Raw genomic sequence first — 17446 nt, 5'->3', positions numbered from 1 at the left:
ATGTTGCCGGAACTGAGCGATGACGAAATGCTACGCTACAATCGACAGATTGTGTTGCGCGGCTTTGACTTTGACGGACAGGAAAAACTAAAAGCCTCGCGTCTGTTGATTGTCGGACTGGGCGGCCTCGGTTGTGCCGCCGCACAATATCTGGCTGCGGCGGGCGTCGGTCACTTGACGCTGCTGGATTTTGATACCGTCTCTTTGTCTAACCTGCAACGTCAGGTTCTACACCGCGATACCCGTATCGGGATGGCAAAAGTCGAATCGGCACGCCTGACGCTGTCCGAGATGAATCCGCATCTTTCGCTCGACACGGTTGATGGCAATCTTGATGACGAGGCGCTGAAAGAACAGGTCAGCAAGCATGATGCCGTGTTGGACTGTACCGACAACGTCGACATTCGCAACCGACTGAATCGTATTGGCTTCCAGCTCAAGAAACCGCTGATTTCCGGTGCAGCAATTCGGATGGAAGGCCAAATCAGCGTCTTTACCTATCAGCCTGATGAACCTTGCTACCATTGTCTCAGCCGTTTGTTCGGTGCCAATGCGCTGACCTGTGTCGAAGCGGGCGTCATGTCGCCGCTGGTCGGCACCATCGGGAGCCTACAGGCGATGGAAGCCATTAAATGCCTAACGGGTTACGGTAAACTCGTCACCGGACGGTTACTGATGTTTGATGCGATGACGCTGCAATTTCGTGAAATAACGCTGCCAAAAAACCCACGCTGCGAAGTCTGCGGCGGGTAACCGTGAAGTGGGAAAGATTCATATCCGGCACATAAACCGTTGAACACAAGAAACATCAGTGACACAGTATCAAAGTTAGTCATCACGTAAACTGAGGAACACACCATGAGTAATGCTTTTTTGCAATCAATCAAGGCCCGTCGTTCAATCTATGCCATCGGCAACAAATTGCCGATACCAGAAGATCAGGTTACCGCGCTCATTACCGAAGCCGTTAATGAAAGCCCCTCCGCTTTTAATTCGCAAAGCTCCCGCGTTGTCATTCTGTTCGGCGAGCAACACCACAAGCTGTGGGATATCGTTAAACAGCAACTGAAGAAAATTGTGCCTGCGGACGCGTTTGCCTCGACAGAAAACAAACTGGCCTCCTTTGCTGCCGGTGCGGGAACCGTCCTGTTCTTTGAAGACACCAGCGTGATTGAAGCGCTGCAGGAAAAATTCGCACTTTATGCCGATAACTTCCCGGTTTGGTCAGAACACTCAACCGGTATCGCTCAGGCCGCCGTGTGGTCCACGCTGGCGCAGGAAAAAATCGGTGCCTCACTCCAGCATTACAATCCGCTGATCGACAATGACGTCAAAGCACAGTGGGATCTGCCTGCCAGTTGGAAGCTGCGTGCTCAAATGCCATTCGGCTCAATCGAGCAGCCTGCAGGTGAGAAAACCTATATCGCCTTTGAAGAGCGTTTCCGCGTATTTAAGTAATCCGCTTGAATCATCTTTATAAACAAACAGGACACCGCGTGGTGCTCTGTTTGTTTCCAAGTCTATGTACAGCATAAAAACGTGGAAGGGATAATCAAACCGACAAAAGCACGTCCACAATCCAAAACCTTACGTTTCAGCAATCTGCTCTAATACTTCCATCGTGGAACCACTATACTGAACCCGATGCGTCAGTGATTCGTTTGCCCAATTGTGCCACACCGTCATTCCAGTAAAATGTTGCACCACAATTTTTAGGTGAAAACAGAGGCTTATTCACCTACCTCATCAATGGTTCTCTGGGGAGATTATTTTGCAGACTGGATTCATCAATAATTCACGCTGGCTGGACAAAACGCGCGCAATCATAATACTTGGCTCCATGCTGCTCGCCGCCTTTCTCGTTATCAGTTGGACTAGTTATGAAGTGGCTAAGGAATCACTGGAAGAAGAAATCGAAGAAAATACCCTGCCGCTGACCAGTGATAACGTCTATTCAGAAATCCAACAAGACTTGTTGAAACCTATTTTTATTTCGTCGCTGATGGCACACGATACCTTTTTACGCGACTGGGTGCTGAACGATGAAAACGATCCGCAAGCCATGTTTCGCTACCTGAGAGAAATCGATCGTCGCTTTGATACCGTATTTTCTTTCTTTATTTCGGATAAATCCAAGCGCTACTACGACCCACTACGCATCCTGAAAACTGTCTCAGAGGATTCACCAGACGATCGGTGGTATTTTCAACACCGAACGCTATCGGACGAGATGCCTTATGCCATCAATATCTCGTTTGATCCTGAGAATCGCTCGCGCCTTGATATTTTAATCAATCACAAAGTCGTGGATTACGACGGCAATTTTATCGGTATTACCGGCGTAGGTATTCCCGTGGAGCGGGTTAAACACCTCATTAATAAATATGAGCAACGCTATAATCGAACGATCTATTTCGTTGATAAAGAAGGCAACATTACCTTACATGGCGAAAGCTATAGCCGTCCGGTCAAGATCCAGCAACAACCGGGGTTGAGCAATATTTCGACCATGATCCTAACCGCTCCCGGTGGCGCTTATGAATATCAATCAAACGGGGAGCATATTTTCCTTAACACCCGGCTACTCCCCGAATTCGGTTGGTATTTGATGGTAGAGCAAATCAGCCACCCCAGTGAAAAGCGACTGTTATCCACGCTGCTAAAAAACCTGGGTATCAGCGCGTTCGTCAGCATCCTTTTCTTATTTCTGCTATGGCTGACCATTGGTGGATACCAGCGCCGTCTGGAACAAATGGCGACAACCGATAAATTAACCGGTCTCATGAACCGTCAGGCATTTGATTATTTATTCCATCGTCTCGGTACAAAAAGTGTCTTACAGCACAAATCGCTTTCTATTCTTCTCATTGATATTGATCACTTCAAGAAAATCAATGACCAGTATGGGCACAATGTAGGGGATCTGGTTTTACAAGAAATTTCCGCTCTCTTGTCCACTAATACCCGCTCCAGCGATCGGTCCTGTCGTTGGGGAGGTGAAGAGTTCGTCATTCTGCTCGACAATTGCGATATCAACGCCGCACAACAACGCGCCGAGGCACTCCGCCAGAGTATAGAAATAACCCACCTTCCCTACCGTGAAGGAACCATTAAGGTGACCGTCAGTTGCGGTGTTGCTGAATATCGGGCTGGCGAAACACTCAGCATGCTGATAAACCGCGCCGATATCGCGCTTTATCAGGCCAAACAGCAAGGGCGAAATCGGGTAGTGCAAGCAGTGTAATATCATCCCACTACCAATTTACTGTTTTAAAAAATAGCGGGGAGGCACATTGGCCTCCCCGCTATTTCGTGATGATCGTCATTCAGCTTTTTCAACCATTAAATCCCATCGTCTTTTGTCTGCACCCAAAATGCATGCACCAAGCCGGGAAAATAGCCTAACAGCGTCAGAATAATATTCAGAATAAATGCCCAACCAATTCCTTTCCCCAATAACACGCCCAGCGGTGGCAGAAGAATAGTCAGTACGATGCGCCAAAATCCCATATCAACCTCCGTAACGTGATAATTACTTATGAAAATAGTTCAGCACCCGGGATTTGTCAGCACGCGTCGAAATAATTGAGACTAATCTTCACTGAGAGAATGAAAGGGCGTATTTCACGCAAGCTATCGCTCCCAAAACGGCACCGTAATCCAGCAAAGAATGGCTACGGTGCCGTTTATTCATTACAACGACATCAGAAGGTAATATTTACCTTCGCCCAGTAGGTTCGGCCCGGTTCATTTACGGACGTGTTGGCTGAATAACCGAAACTGCTATTGCCAGCAAGGTTAAGGTGTTCACTGTAGGTCGTGTTAAACAAGTTATCGACACCCGTACTCAGTTTGACATATTGGTTAACGCGATATGCCGCATTGGCTGAGAAGATCGCAAAGCCAGGGCTATGCTCAAAATCTTTCCCGACAACATTACCTTCGCTAATCGCGACCCTATCTTGCTGACTCACCAGACGCAGTAAGCCCGTGCTGCTCCAATTCCCTTTTTCCCACGATAATCCCAGTCGTGCTTCCAACGGTGGAATTTGCGGCAGCGGCCGATGGTCATCGGTATTCTTCGCCCAGGAATACGCTAGACTGGCGTCCGTTTTCCAGCTATCCGTTAATTTATAGCTGAATCCCGTTTCTCCCCCCATGATGGTCGCACTAACATTATCCGCCTCGCTGACTCTGGCATTCATCGGATCATAGCGGAACAGGATAAAATCATTAACCCGTCCCACATAGGCAGAAACCCAACTACTCAGACGCTCGCCGCTGTACTGCGCCCCGATATCGAGCTGGGTCGTTTTCTCAGTTTTAACATGATCGAATGCATTCTGCGTTCTGCCCGGCCCATAGGTTGGCGAAAAAATCTCCCAGTAGTCAGGAAAGCGCTCGGTGTAGCCAACGCCTGCATACAGCATTAATGGGCTATTGGCCAACGTATGCTCAACACGGATAAAACCTGCGGGCAACGTATCATGACGCTCGCTCGCGCCAGTGCCCGTGCCATTCTCGACCTTGGTTTTATCAAGGCGGGTTCCCCCGATGACTTTACTCTGCCCAGAGGCCTGCCAGATAAGCTCGCTGAAGACGCCATAGGTGTTAAATTGCGCATCTTTCTTCCAGCCATCATTTCGCCAGCGGCGATGCGTATTCGTTTGCATATCTGCCCCACTTTTCAGCTCGTAGTCGGACCATATCCACGTCGCCATCATCCGTCCACCAACCGTTTTTCTATCCAGTTGGCTGGCCATGGGCATACTCATCATCCCCATACCGCCCGGTGAGCGCAGCGTGAAATTATCCATCACGTGGTCGGCATAGTTGTAGTACGCACTCGCCTCAAGCTTATCGAACACGCCCCCTAGATTTGATTTCTCGGCGCGGATACCCAAACTCTCACGCTTAAATTGCGAACCATCCATGCCACGCCCGGCGTAGCGTGCTTCTCCATCGCCTTTGCCTGCGGTCAACTCCAACAAGGTGTCGCTGTCTGGCGTCCAACCGAGCGCTACATCCGCATTCCATTTATCCCACTTTGATGCCACACGTTTTCCGTCACCATCGTTATAATCGCCCGACTGTGATTTATTACCAATGAGCCGAATATATCCCTCTTCGCTCCCGAGGCTGACATCAGCATTTTCATCATGACGATCGTTTGATGCCACCAGCACGCTGGCATTGCCCTGTATTCCTGGCTTATCAAAACGTGGCGGCGTCCGTTCAAACCGCACGGTTCCCGCTGAATTTCCGGCCCCCCACAGTACGGTCTGTGGCCCTTTGGTAAACGTTAACAGATCATAGCTTTCGGGCGAGATGTACGAACTCGGCGCATCCATGCGTGACGGGCAGGCTCCCAACATCTCTCCATTATTGGAAAGAATACGCAGTCGCGATCCAAACATACCTCGGAAAACAGGATCGCCATTTGTTCCGCCGTTGCGTATTTGTGAGAACCCCGGAATAGTTTTCAGATAATCCGAGCCATCGCTGGCTGGTACGGGCTGGCGCGGCGTTTTCGGCGAGGTCACCAGCGTGAGCGGGGAAATATCGGGGGCAGTCACCACCATCACGGCATCATCATTGAGCGTGGCGTGAGAAGTGGAATGATCGTGAGTGCCTTGAGCCATCACGGATAAAGACGATAACGCCACCAGCACCAGAGAAGCGGCGGGCGTGTATACCAGTTCAATTTTTTTCATCGTGTTGCCTTACGGTTTCTTATGCCATAACGACGCACGGCAAAACACCTATGGAGAGATTGCTCGACCATAAGGGAGTACGCCGACAGATATCGTTAATTAAAAAAATCAAAACAAAGAAACCGCCTCAGGAGGCGCACGAGCACGCTGTGAGCAATAAGGTCGGAATAACGTTGGGCAAACAAAATCAGGAAAATGCGTCGGTCGGTGAGCGGATAATAGCAGCCAGAGCAACGGCAATACGACCGAAAGAATCAGCGGCAAATGCACCAGCAGTTGGCAATATCCGCAGGCAATATCCTCCATCGGCGCGAGCCCGACGCTAGACATCATCAGATTATGTGGCGTACCGCCGTGATGGCATGCATCATGCTCATGTGCACCATGATGCTGCTGCGACATAGGCATAGCGTGAGCCGATACCTGACAGGCTGATAGCTGCACCAGTGATTTTGAAATCAGAGGAGCAATAAACAGCATCATCATAGAAAAAATGGCCAGCCAGGCGGCTACTCGTTTAACGCTCACGCCGAATGATTCGCTACCGTACTCCATTGATAAGATAGCCGAAGTGTATCGCACTCGCCGCCAAATTGTTACATTTGGCCTTATTCATTACACGGAGAGAGTAACCTTTACTGCTTTATCCTGAAAACGAAGCAAGGCATCAGCAGCTCGTTGCAGGCTTTCTGCGCTCGCCTTTTCATTACGCGATAACGCCCCATCAATGCCTTCTTGAATTTTAGAGAACACGTTCATCGGTTGGCGTGACGAAACGGGTGCAGTGCCGTCGTAAACAACTTTAGACAATGCTGTTGGAGCCATAAAACCCAATAGTGATGAGGATTCATCAAGATCCATCTGCCTACTCTGAATCAGGCTGTTTACAGTTTCATTCAGCTCTTGTGGCGTCATATTTGTGAAATCGTATTGCTTAGTCTTGGCAGAAGAAGCCGGGGCGTTATTTACGCTCGTTTCCTGTGTTTTCCCTGCCAAAATAGCAGCAAACGAAGCTCGACTACTGGTCTGAACCGTTGAATTAGCAATCGAAGCTCGATGCGTAAAAAGGTTATTTTCTCCACTCTCAATTTTCATATCTTTCCCTCTCTGTCGTTGCAAACATTAAATGCCTCTAGGCAAACGTGATGCCAGCGCCCTAGTATAGGATTTTCGATGAAAACATCCTTTTTTAATTGGTGGAATAGCGTCGTCATTCTCAGCTTGCTCAAATGTTCAGCTACGCAAAAAGAGTAGGGATTCTGGAAAGGTTCCACACTTACCCTATGGAACTCAATGGAACAAATGAAGCTCGCCTTTGTAGGTTCTCTCACTCAACGTATGTGCACCTAAAATTGGTACATATTACTGTGAAGTGGATGAATGACTGGCTTTCAAATTTACTCTTCGGGTAACATCTTTGCGTCTATGGATTAGTGAAAAGGAATTAAAAATGAATCTGTTAACCGCAATTCCTGTAGGGTTGATGCTATCTTCCCCGGCTTTCGCCCTTCCCTCCCCACAAGAAATGTTAAAAAGCGTAGACTGGGTTCCCGATAGCACGGTTCAGGTAGGAAAAAGCATTAATGTGCTTTATCGCATAGTAATGCACACTGGCGAAGTTAACGAATCATGGTTGAGCGCTGACTGTACAACGGATAAGAAAACGCTGTTATTTTCTACAGTTACCTCATCAACCCGGTCAGATATTCGAGTCTATGGAACAAATTCCCTTCTTCGTTACATCCCCGGTGTACCTTTTGAGCCAGATGAAAAAAGTTTACTCAAGACAAAGCCCGAATTGGATGTTTGCCATCAAACTATTCCAGCCCCGCAATGGGTTGCTCTCTCTATTAGAAATGACCTAAAAGATCAATATTTTGTTGACGTTAGCAAGAGTAAGCGCGAAGGAGAAATACTTAAAATACGTTTGGCAACCGACTATGCCTTAACCTATAAAGATAAAAAATATGCCGCGCCATATTCTATCAAGATTCAGGACATGATCCTGAACTGTAAAAACAACCAAGGTAAAGAGATAAACAGTTATTTCATAGATAACCAAGGATTTATTACAGATTACACAGCGACGACTGAAGATAATTTCATTTCCCTTGGTCAAGAAAAAGTTGAGATATCAAAAAAACTTTGCGCCATTCGCGATATTCATCAACTTAAAAGCACAGGGACATTAATACTTCGCGAAAAAGCACTGGCGGATAATCAACTCACGTTACCCAATTTTGAAAAAAATGATCCTGCGTACTTACAAAGTTATCCTCTTGCCAAAGAAGTAACGACGGTCATTGAGAAAGCGTTAGCCAATGCTCCCCAACCTAAGGCCTTCCAGCAACTGGCTTATACTCAAATATCACCCGACGACGACGAAATGAATATTAGCATGCACTCAGCCACGATAATCGCTCGTCAACCGGATGGGACAACATTGACGCTGGATAAATTAACGCTTGGTGGTGTTCCATTTTATACACAACATCAACGCTTATTTAATATTGTTGAATTAAAAAAATGGGATTCCATCGCCCCCTCCCCCGTTGTTAGCCAAAAACTAGAGAATACCTTCTCCCTTCCCCCAAAAGAAGGGACCGAATATCACTGGAAAAGCATAGGCAGCGATAATAAATCAACAAGCCAGCAGTGTCAGGCTGATAAAAAATGGTCCAATGCTAAAGATATGAGTTCAGCGTTCACAGGGCGTTATCTTGAAATAATTTGTACGGATAACCGTGGAGATGGCGTGCCAATGAGCAGTGATTACGCCTACATCGAAGATTTAGGTATCTTCGTGCGTATCGGTTACCAAAAATCAGGTCAGAAACAACGCTTTACTTTCCGCGATGTTATGGTGAAATAGCGATCAGAAATGAGAATACTCTTCTCCTGATAGTGATGATTAAAGCCAGATTTAACAATTTAAATCTGGCTTTAGTCAATCAAGAAAAGCGTCATTTACACAATCTATCCCTTTAAAGATAGCCAGGATATTTATCCCTTATCCTCTACCGCAGTCGTCGTGGTGTAATGCCTTCAATCGATAGCAATTCCTGATACTCAATCTTTTCTATGGCCATCATCACTGTTCACTGCCCTCATTGCCACCCAGATAAGGTTTATCCGCATCACGATCGTATCATTCTAAAAATATCTTGATAATTTGATACAACGGTTGGTGCCCCTAATGCCTCAATCATCGACTCTGGAAGATGTTTAATCGTTTCTTCTCTCCCAACAGCTAAACAGTTACCATCACCGCCCCAGAAAAGTGCAGACGATGTTATTTTTAATATATTACATAACCCTTGCCAAAAATCATCATGCCCCGGTGGACGATTCACGGAAAAGCTAGATAGCATCTGGATATTGTCAATAAGTTCAATTTCAATATAAATTTCCGCATCTTGATTTTGGTATTCTAAAATGATACAGCACTCATTTCCTTCTATGTTAGAATAGGTAATAGCAGTACCGAATGACTCAAAAACAACCGATAGAGGAAAATACCCAAACCCGCCATCTTCATGCGCTTGTAAAAATATATCCCAACTCATCATTTTCATCCTTGGTAGTGATTATTAACAATAATTAAAATAATATCCACAGTGCATTAATTCGATATTTTCATTGATAATTAAGTTCATCAATATTCGGTGTGATTTATTTCTACCACATAATATAGCGAACAACACAGACGCTTTTCCTAACGTTATCATACCCTATACTATTGTACCATACTTCACCTATACCCAAGATAATCCGAGTAGTGTGACGAAACGTTAGTATTTTTAACAACGCGATGCGCTGACTCGTTAGGAAGAAGTGTGTCAGGTAACGCAGCTAATGTACAAGCAGATTGAAGTATGACGAATATAGCGACATTCACAGAATGACAAACATGGGTATTTAATGATGCTCAGACAGTAATAATGGGTGATTTAAAACGTTTATTTTTCCATCGTGGATCTGGCAGGAACCTAGAATTATTAAAGCACAACCTAACGATCTGAACCGGCAATCCGACAAAAAATTCAATTTACTCAGCAAAACTATTCCAGCCAAGAGAGCGGTTGCCTACTGCTAACACAGCGACAACCTGTACTCTAGGACATTAATGGCCGTATTTAAAATTAAAGCCTAATGCATCACCCGTAGTATCGTACTCACGGAAATTATATATCAGGGGTTTCCATTTCGACGAGTCGATAACATCATTCGAGCCTAATAACTCACTGTCCACCCAAACATTAACAATATCCAGTTCGACAAGAATGAAACGACCTTTGTCTGTCGTGCTAACTGTCTTACATTCTGCCTGGATAGGACATTCAATAACCCGAGGTGGCGTAATACCTGTAGAGGGTTCAGTATGAAGACCAACTTTGGAGAATTTATCCTGGCATATCTGAACCCCCCATTTTATCTGGCCTTCAGATAGCGTATCGCTTCCAGTCAACTTACCGAGTGCTTCAACCTTCTCCCAAATTTTGTAATCAGGGATATTGATAACAACATCAGATCCAGATAATAAATTATCGTATGTTTTACTTCCTTTACTGACACCGATAATAATTTTATCGCCGAGAGAAATTGACGATGAGATAGAAGCGACATTAATATCTCCGTTGCTATTATCCGTCGTTGTAACAAGAAAAACAGGGAAGCCATAATAAAACGAACTGAGTTTCACATTTTTTTTCATTTGAGTTAAAACCTCATCATAGACTAGCGTTATATTTTTCCATTCTTACTCTTTTGATTTGCACTTAACAATAACCATAATTGAGTAGCAATGAGGGTATTTTTCTAATTTATTATCCCCAATAAGTAGGTCATTAATAAATAACTTAATGTAACTATTCCTTAGTGTGAGTTTCATCTCAACTCAGAAACGGAGAAAAATAACCGAAATGCGAAACACCGGCCCCTGATAATAGAGCCTTTTACGAAGTGTTTCGGTATTGTAAAAAATTAATTAGCAAAAAATAATTCACAAGTTTCAAAAGAGGTATATGATATGCACTATATGGTTTTTTCCTTCCAGTCTACAATGTGACTGGGTAAAGCATGAGGTTTAAACATGGAACGAATTGTCATACCCGCAAATTATGTTCATACCCGTACAACGCCTTTTTGGACAAAAGAGACGGCGCCAGCGTCGATCTGGCAGCGCCATTTGGACGCAGGAACACGGCAAGGCGTTTACCCGCGCTTGTGCGTGATGCAAGGGACGATTCGTTATTATGGGTATGCTGATGAGACAAGCCCGGAACCCGTCGAAACACTAACAATCGAAGCCGGACAATTTGGCGTATTCCCTGCGGAGAAATGGCATAGAATTGAAGCATTATCTGATGATACGCTATTCAATGTAGATTTTTATGTCGATCCAAAAATCCTGATAGAAGGTTGAGGTAAATATTATGACAAGTGAAAATAAAGGATACTCATTAACACTGTTGAACTGCGATAACAATGAAAAAAAAGAAAAAGTTTATCTTAAACCGATGGCTTTTTATGTACCAGACTTCGCCGCGGGTGCAGTCGCGGAATTGATTAATGAACTGTCATTAGTCGGTGAGAATAAAAAAGGATTTTTGCTAACGGTAACAAATAATAATAATGGCGTATCCGTTGACAAAAATTTTTCTACGCTTGATGAATTAAAAGATAAAACACATTCCGCTGAAGCGGTGAAGGAATTGGTTAATATCGTCCGTGGTTACGATGCAGATGAAGAAACCAACGTCTGCGGCTGGTAAGTCAATATATACTTTAAATAATTCAAGCTAAATCTGTACGATGCTTCCGCAATTCGAATTATTTAGCCTAGGATTTTAGTACCCATTCTAATTAAAAACAGGCGCTGGATGTCTTTTGACCTAACAAGCGCCCCTGTACCCTACTCTTGGTTATTTAAAACAACTATTCACAAAATTAATTATTAACAAAGTGATGCGCACGCGCTCTCACTCACCATTAAAACACGCTGGTGGATATCCCCTTATCTGCAGGCTGGCCGTAAGCCAGACACCGTAGCAATACCCCTACTCAAAGCCGCCAACCACCACGATACCGACACAGAGATCCGCGCTCTCTCCAGATGAGTCGGTATGTTGACCCCCATCACGATAAAACTGCGTCAATGAGATTGCAAACAAGAGTGATTATCATATACTGTTTTAGTTACCTGCCAAAAATATCTCCTTATTTTATTAATTTACGTACCATATTCACTCTGGAGAAGATAATAACATGTCAAAAACGCTGTCTGTTCTGCGCAAAAAAGCGCGCCTGCTCACGCTAGCCTCATCGCTGATGGTGGCCTATGCATTACCTGCCGCCGCAGAGGATTCTCTGACCCTCTACACCACGCGCGAGCCTGGACTCATTCAGCCACTGCTTGATGCCTTCACTAAAGAGACATCTGTCAACGTGAATACCGTGTTCATCAAGGACGGCATGCTGGAGCGTGTGAAGGCAGAAGGCCAAAACTCACCGGCTGACCTGCTGATGACCGTCGATGCCGGTAACCTGATCGATCTGGTGGAAGCTGGCGTTACCCAACCGATTCAGTCCAGCACGTTAACCGATGTCATCCCTGCCGCGCTGCGCGATAAAGACAACCAATGGTTTGGCCTGTCGATGCGTTCCCGCGTGCTCTATGCGGAAAAATCACTGCCGTTGACCAGCATTACTTACGAAAATCTGGCCGACCCGAAATGGAAAGGCAAAGTGTGTATCCGTGCGGGTCAACACCCTTACAACACCGCGCTGGTTGCCGCGATGATCGCACACCATGGCGAAGCTAAAACCGAAACCTGGCTGCGTGGTGTGAAAGAGAATCTGGCACGTAAAGCCACCGGTGGTGACCGCGATGTCGCACGCGATATTCTCGGTGGTATCTGTGATGTGGGTCTGGCGAACTCTTATTATGTCGGCCACATGAAGAACGCTAAAGAAGGTACAGATGCCCGTAAATGGGGCGATGCCATCAAGGTGGTTCAACCTACCTTTGAAAACGGCGGCACACACGTCAATATCAGCGGTGCAGCCGTTGCACGTCATGCTCCGCATAAAGATCAGGCAGTGAAATTGATGGAATATCTGGTCTCCGCTCCGGCTCAGCAGATCTACGCTCAGGCAAACTACGAATATCCGGTTCGCAAAGGCGTTACGCTGGATTCCACCATTGGCAGCACGATTGGTGAAGTGAATGTGGATAGCACTCCGCTGACCGACATCGTTAAATTCCGTAAACAGGCCAGTCAGTTGGTAGATAAAGTTGGATTCGATCAATAAGACCGGTTCGTCAACCCTGCGCGGCGCCCTCGGGCGGCCGCGCCTCTTTTTTTCTCCACTTCGCATCGCAGCTATCGTCATTGCACTCGGTGTACTGGCTCCGCTGGTTTCCCTGCTTTGGCTAGCGGCTAGTGCAGGCATTGGCCATTGGGATCATCTGATGCGCTACGTGCTGCCCAATGCCGCATTCAACACGCTAATTCTGCTGGTCGGCGTCGGCGCATTAGTGATGGTGATTGGCGCAGGCTGCGCCTGGCTAGTGACCGCATTTGATTTCCCCGGCAGGCAGTTCGTTAGCTGGGCGCTGCTGTTACCGCTGGCGATGCCAACCTACATTGTTGCCTTTGCCTGGCTCGATCTGCTGCATCCTATTGGGCCGATTCAGGAAGCGATCCGTAGTCTTCTCGGCTATGACAGCCCGCGTCAGTTCCGCCTGCCGGATCTGCGCTCGATGACGGGCGCTATTCTGCTTCTCGGGCTGGTACTCTACCCCTACGTTTACCTGACCATGCGTGCCATGTTTATCAGCCAACCCGCGCACCTGCTGGAAGCGGCTCGCACACTAGGGTTGAGCGCGACGGGCACCTTCCTGCACGTTGCCCTGCCGATGGCGCGTCCTGCGCTGGCGGTCGGCACCAGCCTGGCATTGCTGGAAACGCTGAATGATATTGGCGCGTCTGAATTCCTTGGGGTGAATACGCTGACCGTGACGGTCTACACCACCTGGGTCACCCGTTCGGATTTGCCCGCTGCGGCACAGATTGCCTGCACGATGCTAACGGTGGTCATCCTGCTGTTAACGCTGGAATATTATGGCCGGAAAAACCAGCGCTACGGCACCAGCCGGCAGATGCGCGGCATCATGCCCGCGCCGTTGAAAGGGATTCGTGCCTGGCTGGCGACCTGTGCGACGGCGTTGCCGATTCTGCTCGGCTTCATCGCTCCTGCCCTCTTTCTGGCATGGGAAAGCGCCAAACGGCTGGGTGATAGCGTGACGATCTCCGCGGGCCTGATACAGTCGTTACAGAACTCGCTGCTGCTGGCCGTTGGCGTCACGCTGGTCGTCACCGTCGTTAGCCTGATTATTGCATGGTATGCCCGCCATTCGGCCATCACTGACCGATCGCCGGAACGACGCCGCACCGTATTAAGAATCGCCTCGCTGGGTTACGCCGTTCCCGGTACGGTACTGGCGATCGGTCTGCTGACGCCCGGTATGGCGACGGATAATTTTCTCGCTGAGCTGATCGGCTATAAAGGATTACCGCTGCTTTCCGCAGGGATCCTCCTAGTAGTCTGCTGCGCCATTCGCTTTATGGCGATTGGGATAGGCGCGCTTGATGCCGGACTGACGCGCATTCCTCCAGTGATGGAACAGGCATCGCGTCTACTGGGTGAAAGCGAGCTGGTTACCTTTTTCCGCGTGCATCTTCCCCTGCTGCGCCCGGCACTGGTAACCAGTGCGCTGCTGGTGTTTGCCGACGCGATGAAAGAACTCCCCGCGACGCTGCTGTTGCGCCCCGTCAATTTCGAGACGCTGGCAACCGTCCTCTATGCCGAAGCGGCCAGAGGCACCTATGAAGAAGGCGCGATTGCCGCACTGCTGATTGTGGTGGCCGGCACACTCCCCGTAGTGCTGCTGGCACGCAGTCAGCTAAAAACGTCGATTGAGAAAGAATGAAAATCATGAGGAAGAGTCAAGGTGTCTGAGGCTACACTCGTTCTGAATAATGTCCACGTCGCCTACGGGCACAAGCATAATTTCCATCATGTGCTGAACGGTTTCTCCATGCAGGTTGTCGCGGGTGAACTGGCCTGTTTGCTGGGCGCATCAGGATGCGGCAAAACCACGGCGCTACGCGCCATTGCCGGTTTCGAGCACGTGACTCAGGGAACCATTCACGTCGGCGGGCACTGCGTGGCGGGTCCAGACAGGCATCTGCCGCCGGAACAGCGCAATGTCGGGATGGTGTTTCAGGACTACGCGCTGTTTCCCCATCTGACCGCCGCGCAGAACATTGCCTTTGGCCTGCGAAAACAGCCGAAAGATCTTCAGCAATCGCGTGTTCGCGCCATGCTTGAGTTGGTTGATCTGACCACATTGGGACAACGCTACCCGCATGAGATGTCCGGTGGACAACAGCAGCGTATCGCGCTAGCACGGGCGCTAGCTCCCCAACCCGCCGTACTGCTGCTCGACGAACCGCTATCCAGCCTCGATCCCGACAGCCGCAAACGATTAGGGCAGGAAGTCCGCGACATCCTACGCGACGCCGGACAAACCGCGCTTTTAGTCACGCACAGTGAACAGGAAGCCGAACTCATGGCCAGTCACATTGGGTATTTGAAAGAAGGCACGCTGCAATGGCGGGAATGAAGCTAGGAATGGGGTAGCGATGAGATCCGATTTACTATTTACTTTTGAATCTGGAAGACAATCTCATCAGCATTAGCAGAATCTTTAGCTACTACTGCAAATTTTTTTCTCAGAGTATCAACGGTGGAAGCCGTTTTCTCCGTGGCAGAGGAAAGCAATGCAGGGAGCATATCATTCATAGAGCGCTCGAACGCTAACATGTCAGCCTTTGCGGCATCAGGAGAGATATCGTCACCATAGAGGTCAGCAAGAGAAAATGTTGTCTCTTCTTGCAAAGTTTCAAATTTTGATGGCATAGCGACTCCTTAATACTGAATATTTATCATACAGAAATAACGCCAAGGTGAGCAAGTTTTGTATAAGGGCAACGATGCGAGTTCAAAAACTCGGTTTCTGTTTTAATATTTCTGATACGAGTAACGTTAAATTTATTGGGCTGCGTAAAGTCTTTTTCACGGTAATACACCGTTACCTGTACCCTTCCTATAAATCGTTCATCCTTCAACACTTTCTTGATCGTCGAACGACATTTAATGAAGTTATTCTTTAGTACACTCAACGGTACCTTGCGCTTTCGCTGTCTGGCATACGCCCAAGCGAGTGCAGGATCTAAATAGACATAATCGATAGCCGTTAAATAACCACGACCTAAAGCCAGAGAGAGATTGAACTCAGCGTTCTTAAAACTCGCAAAATTTGAATCCATGATGATGTCTAAGCCTTCAGTTGTCGCTTTCATGTAGACATACTCAACAAGATTCGATGCTGCACGCTGAAAGAGTGGCGCATTGGTTCCTTCGTAGTAAGGCAATAGCCGACGGAATTCATCAGCATCTATCACCAGAATATTAGAAAAAACGCGGAGCCTTTGGTTAATCAACTCAGACTTGCCAGCACCGGGAGAACCTGCCGTAAAAAATACTGCTGGGGTCACCGATTTCATCAGGCCAGCAGTTATCGCGTTATAAACAATATCCTTTATCGCCTCAGCAACAGCCTCCGCTAATGCAGAGATTTTTATGTCATCCATGAATCCCTTACCCGTCATTCCTTATGATGCTTGCGAGGCAATATAACGAGTAGCCCAATAGAAACAGTAGGTTTAAATGAGAAAATACACAGACCAAACGTAAAACTGGCATAGGCCTCGCAAAACAGAGAAGCGCTATGCCAGATACTTTCACCACCTTGCGGCAATACGATTATTTCTATCCCTGCCTGTGCTTATCCGCATACTCGGGGCTGTTGATCCACTGGTGATCTGCTTCCCAGGTGAAACGCCACTGGCGCGTAGGGCCTGCCATCACATTTAGGTAATAGCTGTCATAGCCCGCAATCGTGGCAACCGGGTGGTAGCCACGCGGCACCTGCACCACATCCCTATCGTATACCGCCATGCATTCATCTAATGAACGGTCATCGGTATAGACGCGTTGCAGGCAGAACCCCTGTTCTGGATTCAACCGATGGTAGTAGGTTTCTTCCAGATAGGTTTCCTGCGGCGGATTATCGACGTCATGCTTGTGGCTGGGGTAAGAACTGGTACAGCCCTCATCGGTGTACACTTCGACCACCAACAGGCTATCCGCCGCTTTATCCTCTGGCAAAATGTTATGCACGTAGCGCTGATTATTGCCGACGCCACGCTGCTCGGCGTCAATATCCTGCGGCGCGATCAGCCGGGTAGAATGTGTGCCAAACCCCGGTGCGGCGCACACTGCCAACTCCAGCGCGGTGTGTGCCGTCACCGTAATCGTTTCGCCAGTCGTGACATAAACCGCATAAGGCTTTCTGCGTTCAAACGGGCTCATTCGGTCGCCAATCTGCTCGAAATGCTCACTCGGCGTGACAACGGTAGCTTTACCGCTGATCAGCACCAAGCAGCGTTCGTTATCGCTAGCGGGCAGCGACAGCACCTGCTCCGATGCCAGTTGATACACATCGAACCCTACATATCGCCAGCCCGCCGTTTCCGGGGTGATGTGCTGCGAGCGCCCGTTTTCATCAGGCGCACGATGACGTGATAAGAGTCGGGACATCT

General features: G+C 47.8%; 18 protein-coding genes. 9 read left to right on the top strand and 9 right to left on the bottom strand.

Features of this window, described 5'->3' with window-relative positions; all coding sequences use genetic code 11:
• From moeB to A8F97_RS03780, 3 genes are all read left to right on the top strand, one after another.
• Positions 1-753 carry a molybdopterin-synthase adenylyltransferase MoeB gene (gene moeB / locus A8F97_RS03790; RefSeq protein WP_014700579.1) on the top strand — a complete coding sequence of 251 codons (753 nt, stop codon included), beginning with the start codon at positions 1-3 and terminating at the stop codon, positions 751-753.
• 105 nt (positions 754-858) lie between these two features.
• Positions 859-1458 (top strand): nitroreductase family protein, encoded by a 600-nt coding sequence (locus tag A8F97_RS03785; RefSeq protein WP_014700580.1) that lies wholly within the window; start codon positions 859-861, stop codon positions 1456-1458.
• Positions 1459-1771: 313 nt separating this feature from the next.
• Positions 1772-3244 carry a sensor domain-containing diguanylate cyclase gene (locus A8F97_RS03780; RefSeq protein WP_015730833.1) on the top strand — a complete coding sequence of 491 codons (1473 nt, stop codon included), beginning with the start codon at positions 1772-1774 and terminating at the stop codon, positions 3242-3244.
• A 98-nt stretch (positions 3245-3342) separates the two neighbouring features.
• On the opposite strand, the gene A8F97_RS03775 is transcribed toward A8F97_RS03780, so the two are convergent.
• From A8F97_RS03775 to A8F97_RS03760, 4 genes are all read right to left on the bottom strand, one after another.
• Positions 3343-3510 carry a YqaE/Pmp3 family membrane protein gene (locus A8F97_RS03775; protein ID WP_005972902.1) on the bottom strand — a complete coding sequence of 56 codons (168 nt, stop codon included), beginning with the start codon at positions 3508-3510 and terminating at the stop codon, positions 3343-3345.
• A gap of 194 nt (positions 3511-3704) precedes the next feature.
• A complete protein-coding gene (locus A8F97_RS03770) occupies positions 3705-5714 on the bottom strand; it encodes a TonB-dependent copper receptor (protein ID WP_015730834.1) in 2010 nt (669 codons plus the stop codon).
• Positions 5715-5822: 108 nt separating this feature from the next.
• Positions 5823-6242, bottom strand: coding sequence for a DUF2946 domain-containing protein (locus A8F97_RS03765; protein WP_227001580.1), 420 nt, complete (start codon positions 6240-6242; stop codon positions 5823-5825).
• An 87-nt stretch (positions 6243-6329) separates the two neighbouring features.
• Positions 6330-6809 (bottom strand): hypothetical protein, encoded by a 480-nt coding sequence (locus A8F97_RS03760; protein ID WP_015730836.1) that lies wholly within the window; start codon positions 6807-6809, stop codon positions 6330-6332.
• A gap of 355 nt (positions 6810-7164) precedes the next feature.
• On the opposite strand from A8F97_RS03760, the gene A8F97_RS03755 reads away from it, so the two are divergent.
• Positions 7165-8586, top strand: a complete 1422-nt coding sequence (locus A8F97_RS03755; protein ID WP_033071741.1) for a hypothetical protein — start codon at positions 7165-7167, stop codon at positions 8584-8586.
• Positions 8587-8851: 265 nt separating this feature from the next.
• Here the strand turns inward: A8F97_RS03755 and A8F97_RS03750 are convergent, their stop codons facing one another.
• Entirely contained in the window at positions 8852-9283 is a 432-nt protein-coding gene (locus A8F97_RS03750; protein ID WP_014700586.1) for a hypothetical protein, read from the bottom strand.
• 554 nt (positions 9284-9837) lie between these two features.
• Positions 9838-10428, bottom strand: a complete 591-nt coding sequence (locus tag A8F97_RS03745; RefSeq protein WP_025918660.1) for a flavin reductase family protein — start codon at positions 10426-10428, stop codon at positions 9838-9840.
• 378 nt (positions 10429-10806) lie between these two features.
• Between A8F97_RS03745 and A8F97_RS03740 the strand changes: the two genes are divergently transcribed.
• The 5 genes from A8F97_RS03740 (at position 10807) to A8F97_RS03720 (ending at position 15405) form a co-directional block, all read left to right on the top strand.
• On the top strand, positions 10807-11139 hold the full coding sequence (locus tag A8F97_RS03740; protein WP_014700588.1) for a TehB family protein: 333 nt from the start codon (positions 10807-10809) through the stop codon (positions 11137-11139).
• A gap of 10 nt (positions 11140-11149) precedes the next feature.
• Positions 11150-11488, top strand: coding sequence for a DUF1869 domain-containing protein (locus tag A8F97_RS03735; RefSeq protein WP_014700589.1), 339 nt, complete (start codon positions 11150-11152; stop codon positions 11486-11488).
• A 493-nt stretch (positions 11489-11981) separates the two neighbouring features.
• On the top strand, positions 11982-13028 hold the full coding sequence (locus A8F97_RS03730) for a Fe(3+) ABC transporter substrate-binding protein (RefSeq protein WP_014700590.1): 1047 nt from the start codon (positions 11982-11984) through the stop codon (positions 13026-13028).
• Positions 13012-14709: an ABC transporter permease gene (locus A8F97_RS03725; RefSeq protein WP_033071742.1), complete on the top strand. Its 1698-nt coding sequence runs from the start codon at positions 13012-13014 to the stop codon at positions 14707-14709. Before A8F97_RS03730 ends, A8F97_RS03725 begins: the two co-directional genes overlap by 17 nt.
• A gap of 21 nt (positions 14710-14730) precedes the next feature.
• Positions 14731-15405 carry an ABC transporter ATP-binding protein gene (locus A8F97_RS03720; RefSeq protein WP_014700592.1) on the top strand — a complete coding sequence of 225 codons (675 nt, stop codon included), beginning with the start codon at positions 14731-14733 and terminating at the stop codon, positions 15403-15405.
• 38 nt (positions 15406-15443) lie between these two features.
• Here the strand turns inward: A8F97_RS03720 and A8F97_RS03715 are convergent, their stop codons facing one another.
• The 3 genes from A8F97_RS03715 to iolB form a co-directional block, all read right to left on the bottom strand.
• Positions 15444-15701, bottom strand: a complete 258-nt coding sequence (locus A8F97_RS03715) for a hypothetical protein (protein ID WP_033071743.1) — start codon at positions 15699-15701, stop codon at positions 15444-15446.
• Positions 15702-15727: 26 nt separating this feature from the next.
• Positions 15728-16435 carry a zeta toxin family protein gene (locus A8F97_RS03710; RefSeq protein ID WP_050512667.1) on the bottom strand — a complete coding sequence of 236 codons (708 nt, stop codon included), beginning with the start codon at positions 16433-16435 and terminating at the stop codon, positions 15728-15730.
• Positions 16436-16613: 178 nt separating this feature from the next.
• A complete protein-coding gene (gene iolB, locus A8F97_RS03705) occupies positions 16614-17444 on the bottom strand; it encodes a 5-deoxy-glucuronate isomerase (protein ID WP_033071744.1) in 831 nt (276 codons plus the stop codon).
• Positions 17445-17446 lie beyond the last annotated feature (2 nt).

The organism is Pectobacterium parmentieri, assembly GCF_001742145.1.
Taxonomy (GTDB): domain Bacteria; phylum Pseudomonadota; class Gammaproteobacteria; order Enterobacterales; family Enterobacteriaceae; genus Pectobacterium; species Pectobacterium parmentieri.
This window is presented reverse-complemented; position numbering and strand designations above follow the sequence as displayed.

Coding starts and splice junctions, on each gene's coding strand:
- iolB (WP_033071744.1), bottom strand. CDS start 17,444: ATGTCCCGACTCTTATCACGTCATCGTGCGCCTGATGAAAACGGGCGC.
- A8F97_RS03710 (WP_050512667.1), bottom strand. CDS start 16,435: ATGGATGACATAAAAATCTCTGCATTAGCGGAGGCTGTTGCTGAGGCG.
- A8F97_RS03740 (WP_014700588.1), top strand. CDS start 10,807: ATGGAACGAATTGTCATACCCGCAAATTATGTTCATACCCGTACAACG.
- A8F97_RS03735 (WP_014700589.1), top strand. CDS start 11,150: ATGACAAGTGAAAATAAAGGATACTCATTAACACTGTTGAACTGCGAT.
- A8F97_RS03770 (WP_015730834.1), bottom strand. CDS start 5,714: ATGAAAAAAATTGAACTGGTATACACGCCCGCCGCTTCTCTGGTGCTG.
- A8F97_RS03750 (WP_014700586.1), bottom strand. CDS start 9,283: ATGATGAGTTGGGATATATTTTTACAAGCGCATGAAGATGGCGGGTTT.
- A8F97_RS03755 (WP_033071741.1), top strand. CDS start 7,165: ATGAATCTGTTAACCGCAATTCCTGTAGGGTTGATGCTATCTTCCCCG.
- A8F97_RS03775 (WP_005972902.1), bottom strand. CDS start 3,510: ATGGGATTTTGGCGCATCGTACTGACTATTCTTCTGCCACCGCTGGGC.
- A8F97_RS03715 (WP_033071743.1), bottom strand. CDS start 15,701: ATGCCATCAAAATTTGAAACTTTGCAAGAAGAGACAACATTTTCTCTT.
- A8F97_RS03745 (WP_025918660.1), bottom strand. CDS start 10,428: ATGAAAAAAAATGTGAAACTCAGTTCGTTTTATTATGGCTTCCCTGTT.
- moeB (WP_014700579.1), top strand. CDS start 1: ATGTTGCCGGAACTGAGCGATGACGAAATGCTACGCTACAATCGACAG.
- A8F97_RS03785 (WP_014700580.1), top strand. CDS start 859: ATGAGTAATGCTTTTTTGCAATCAATCAAGGCCCGTCGTTCAATCTAT.
- A8F97_RS03760 (WP_015730836.1), bottom strand. CDS start 6,809: ATGAAAATTGAGAGTGGAGAAAATAACCTTTTTACGCATCGAGCTTCG.
- A8F97_RS03730 (WP_014700590.1), top strand. CDS start 11,982: ATGTCAAAAACGCTGTCTGTTCTGCGCAAAAAAGCGCGCCTGCTCACG.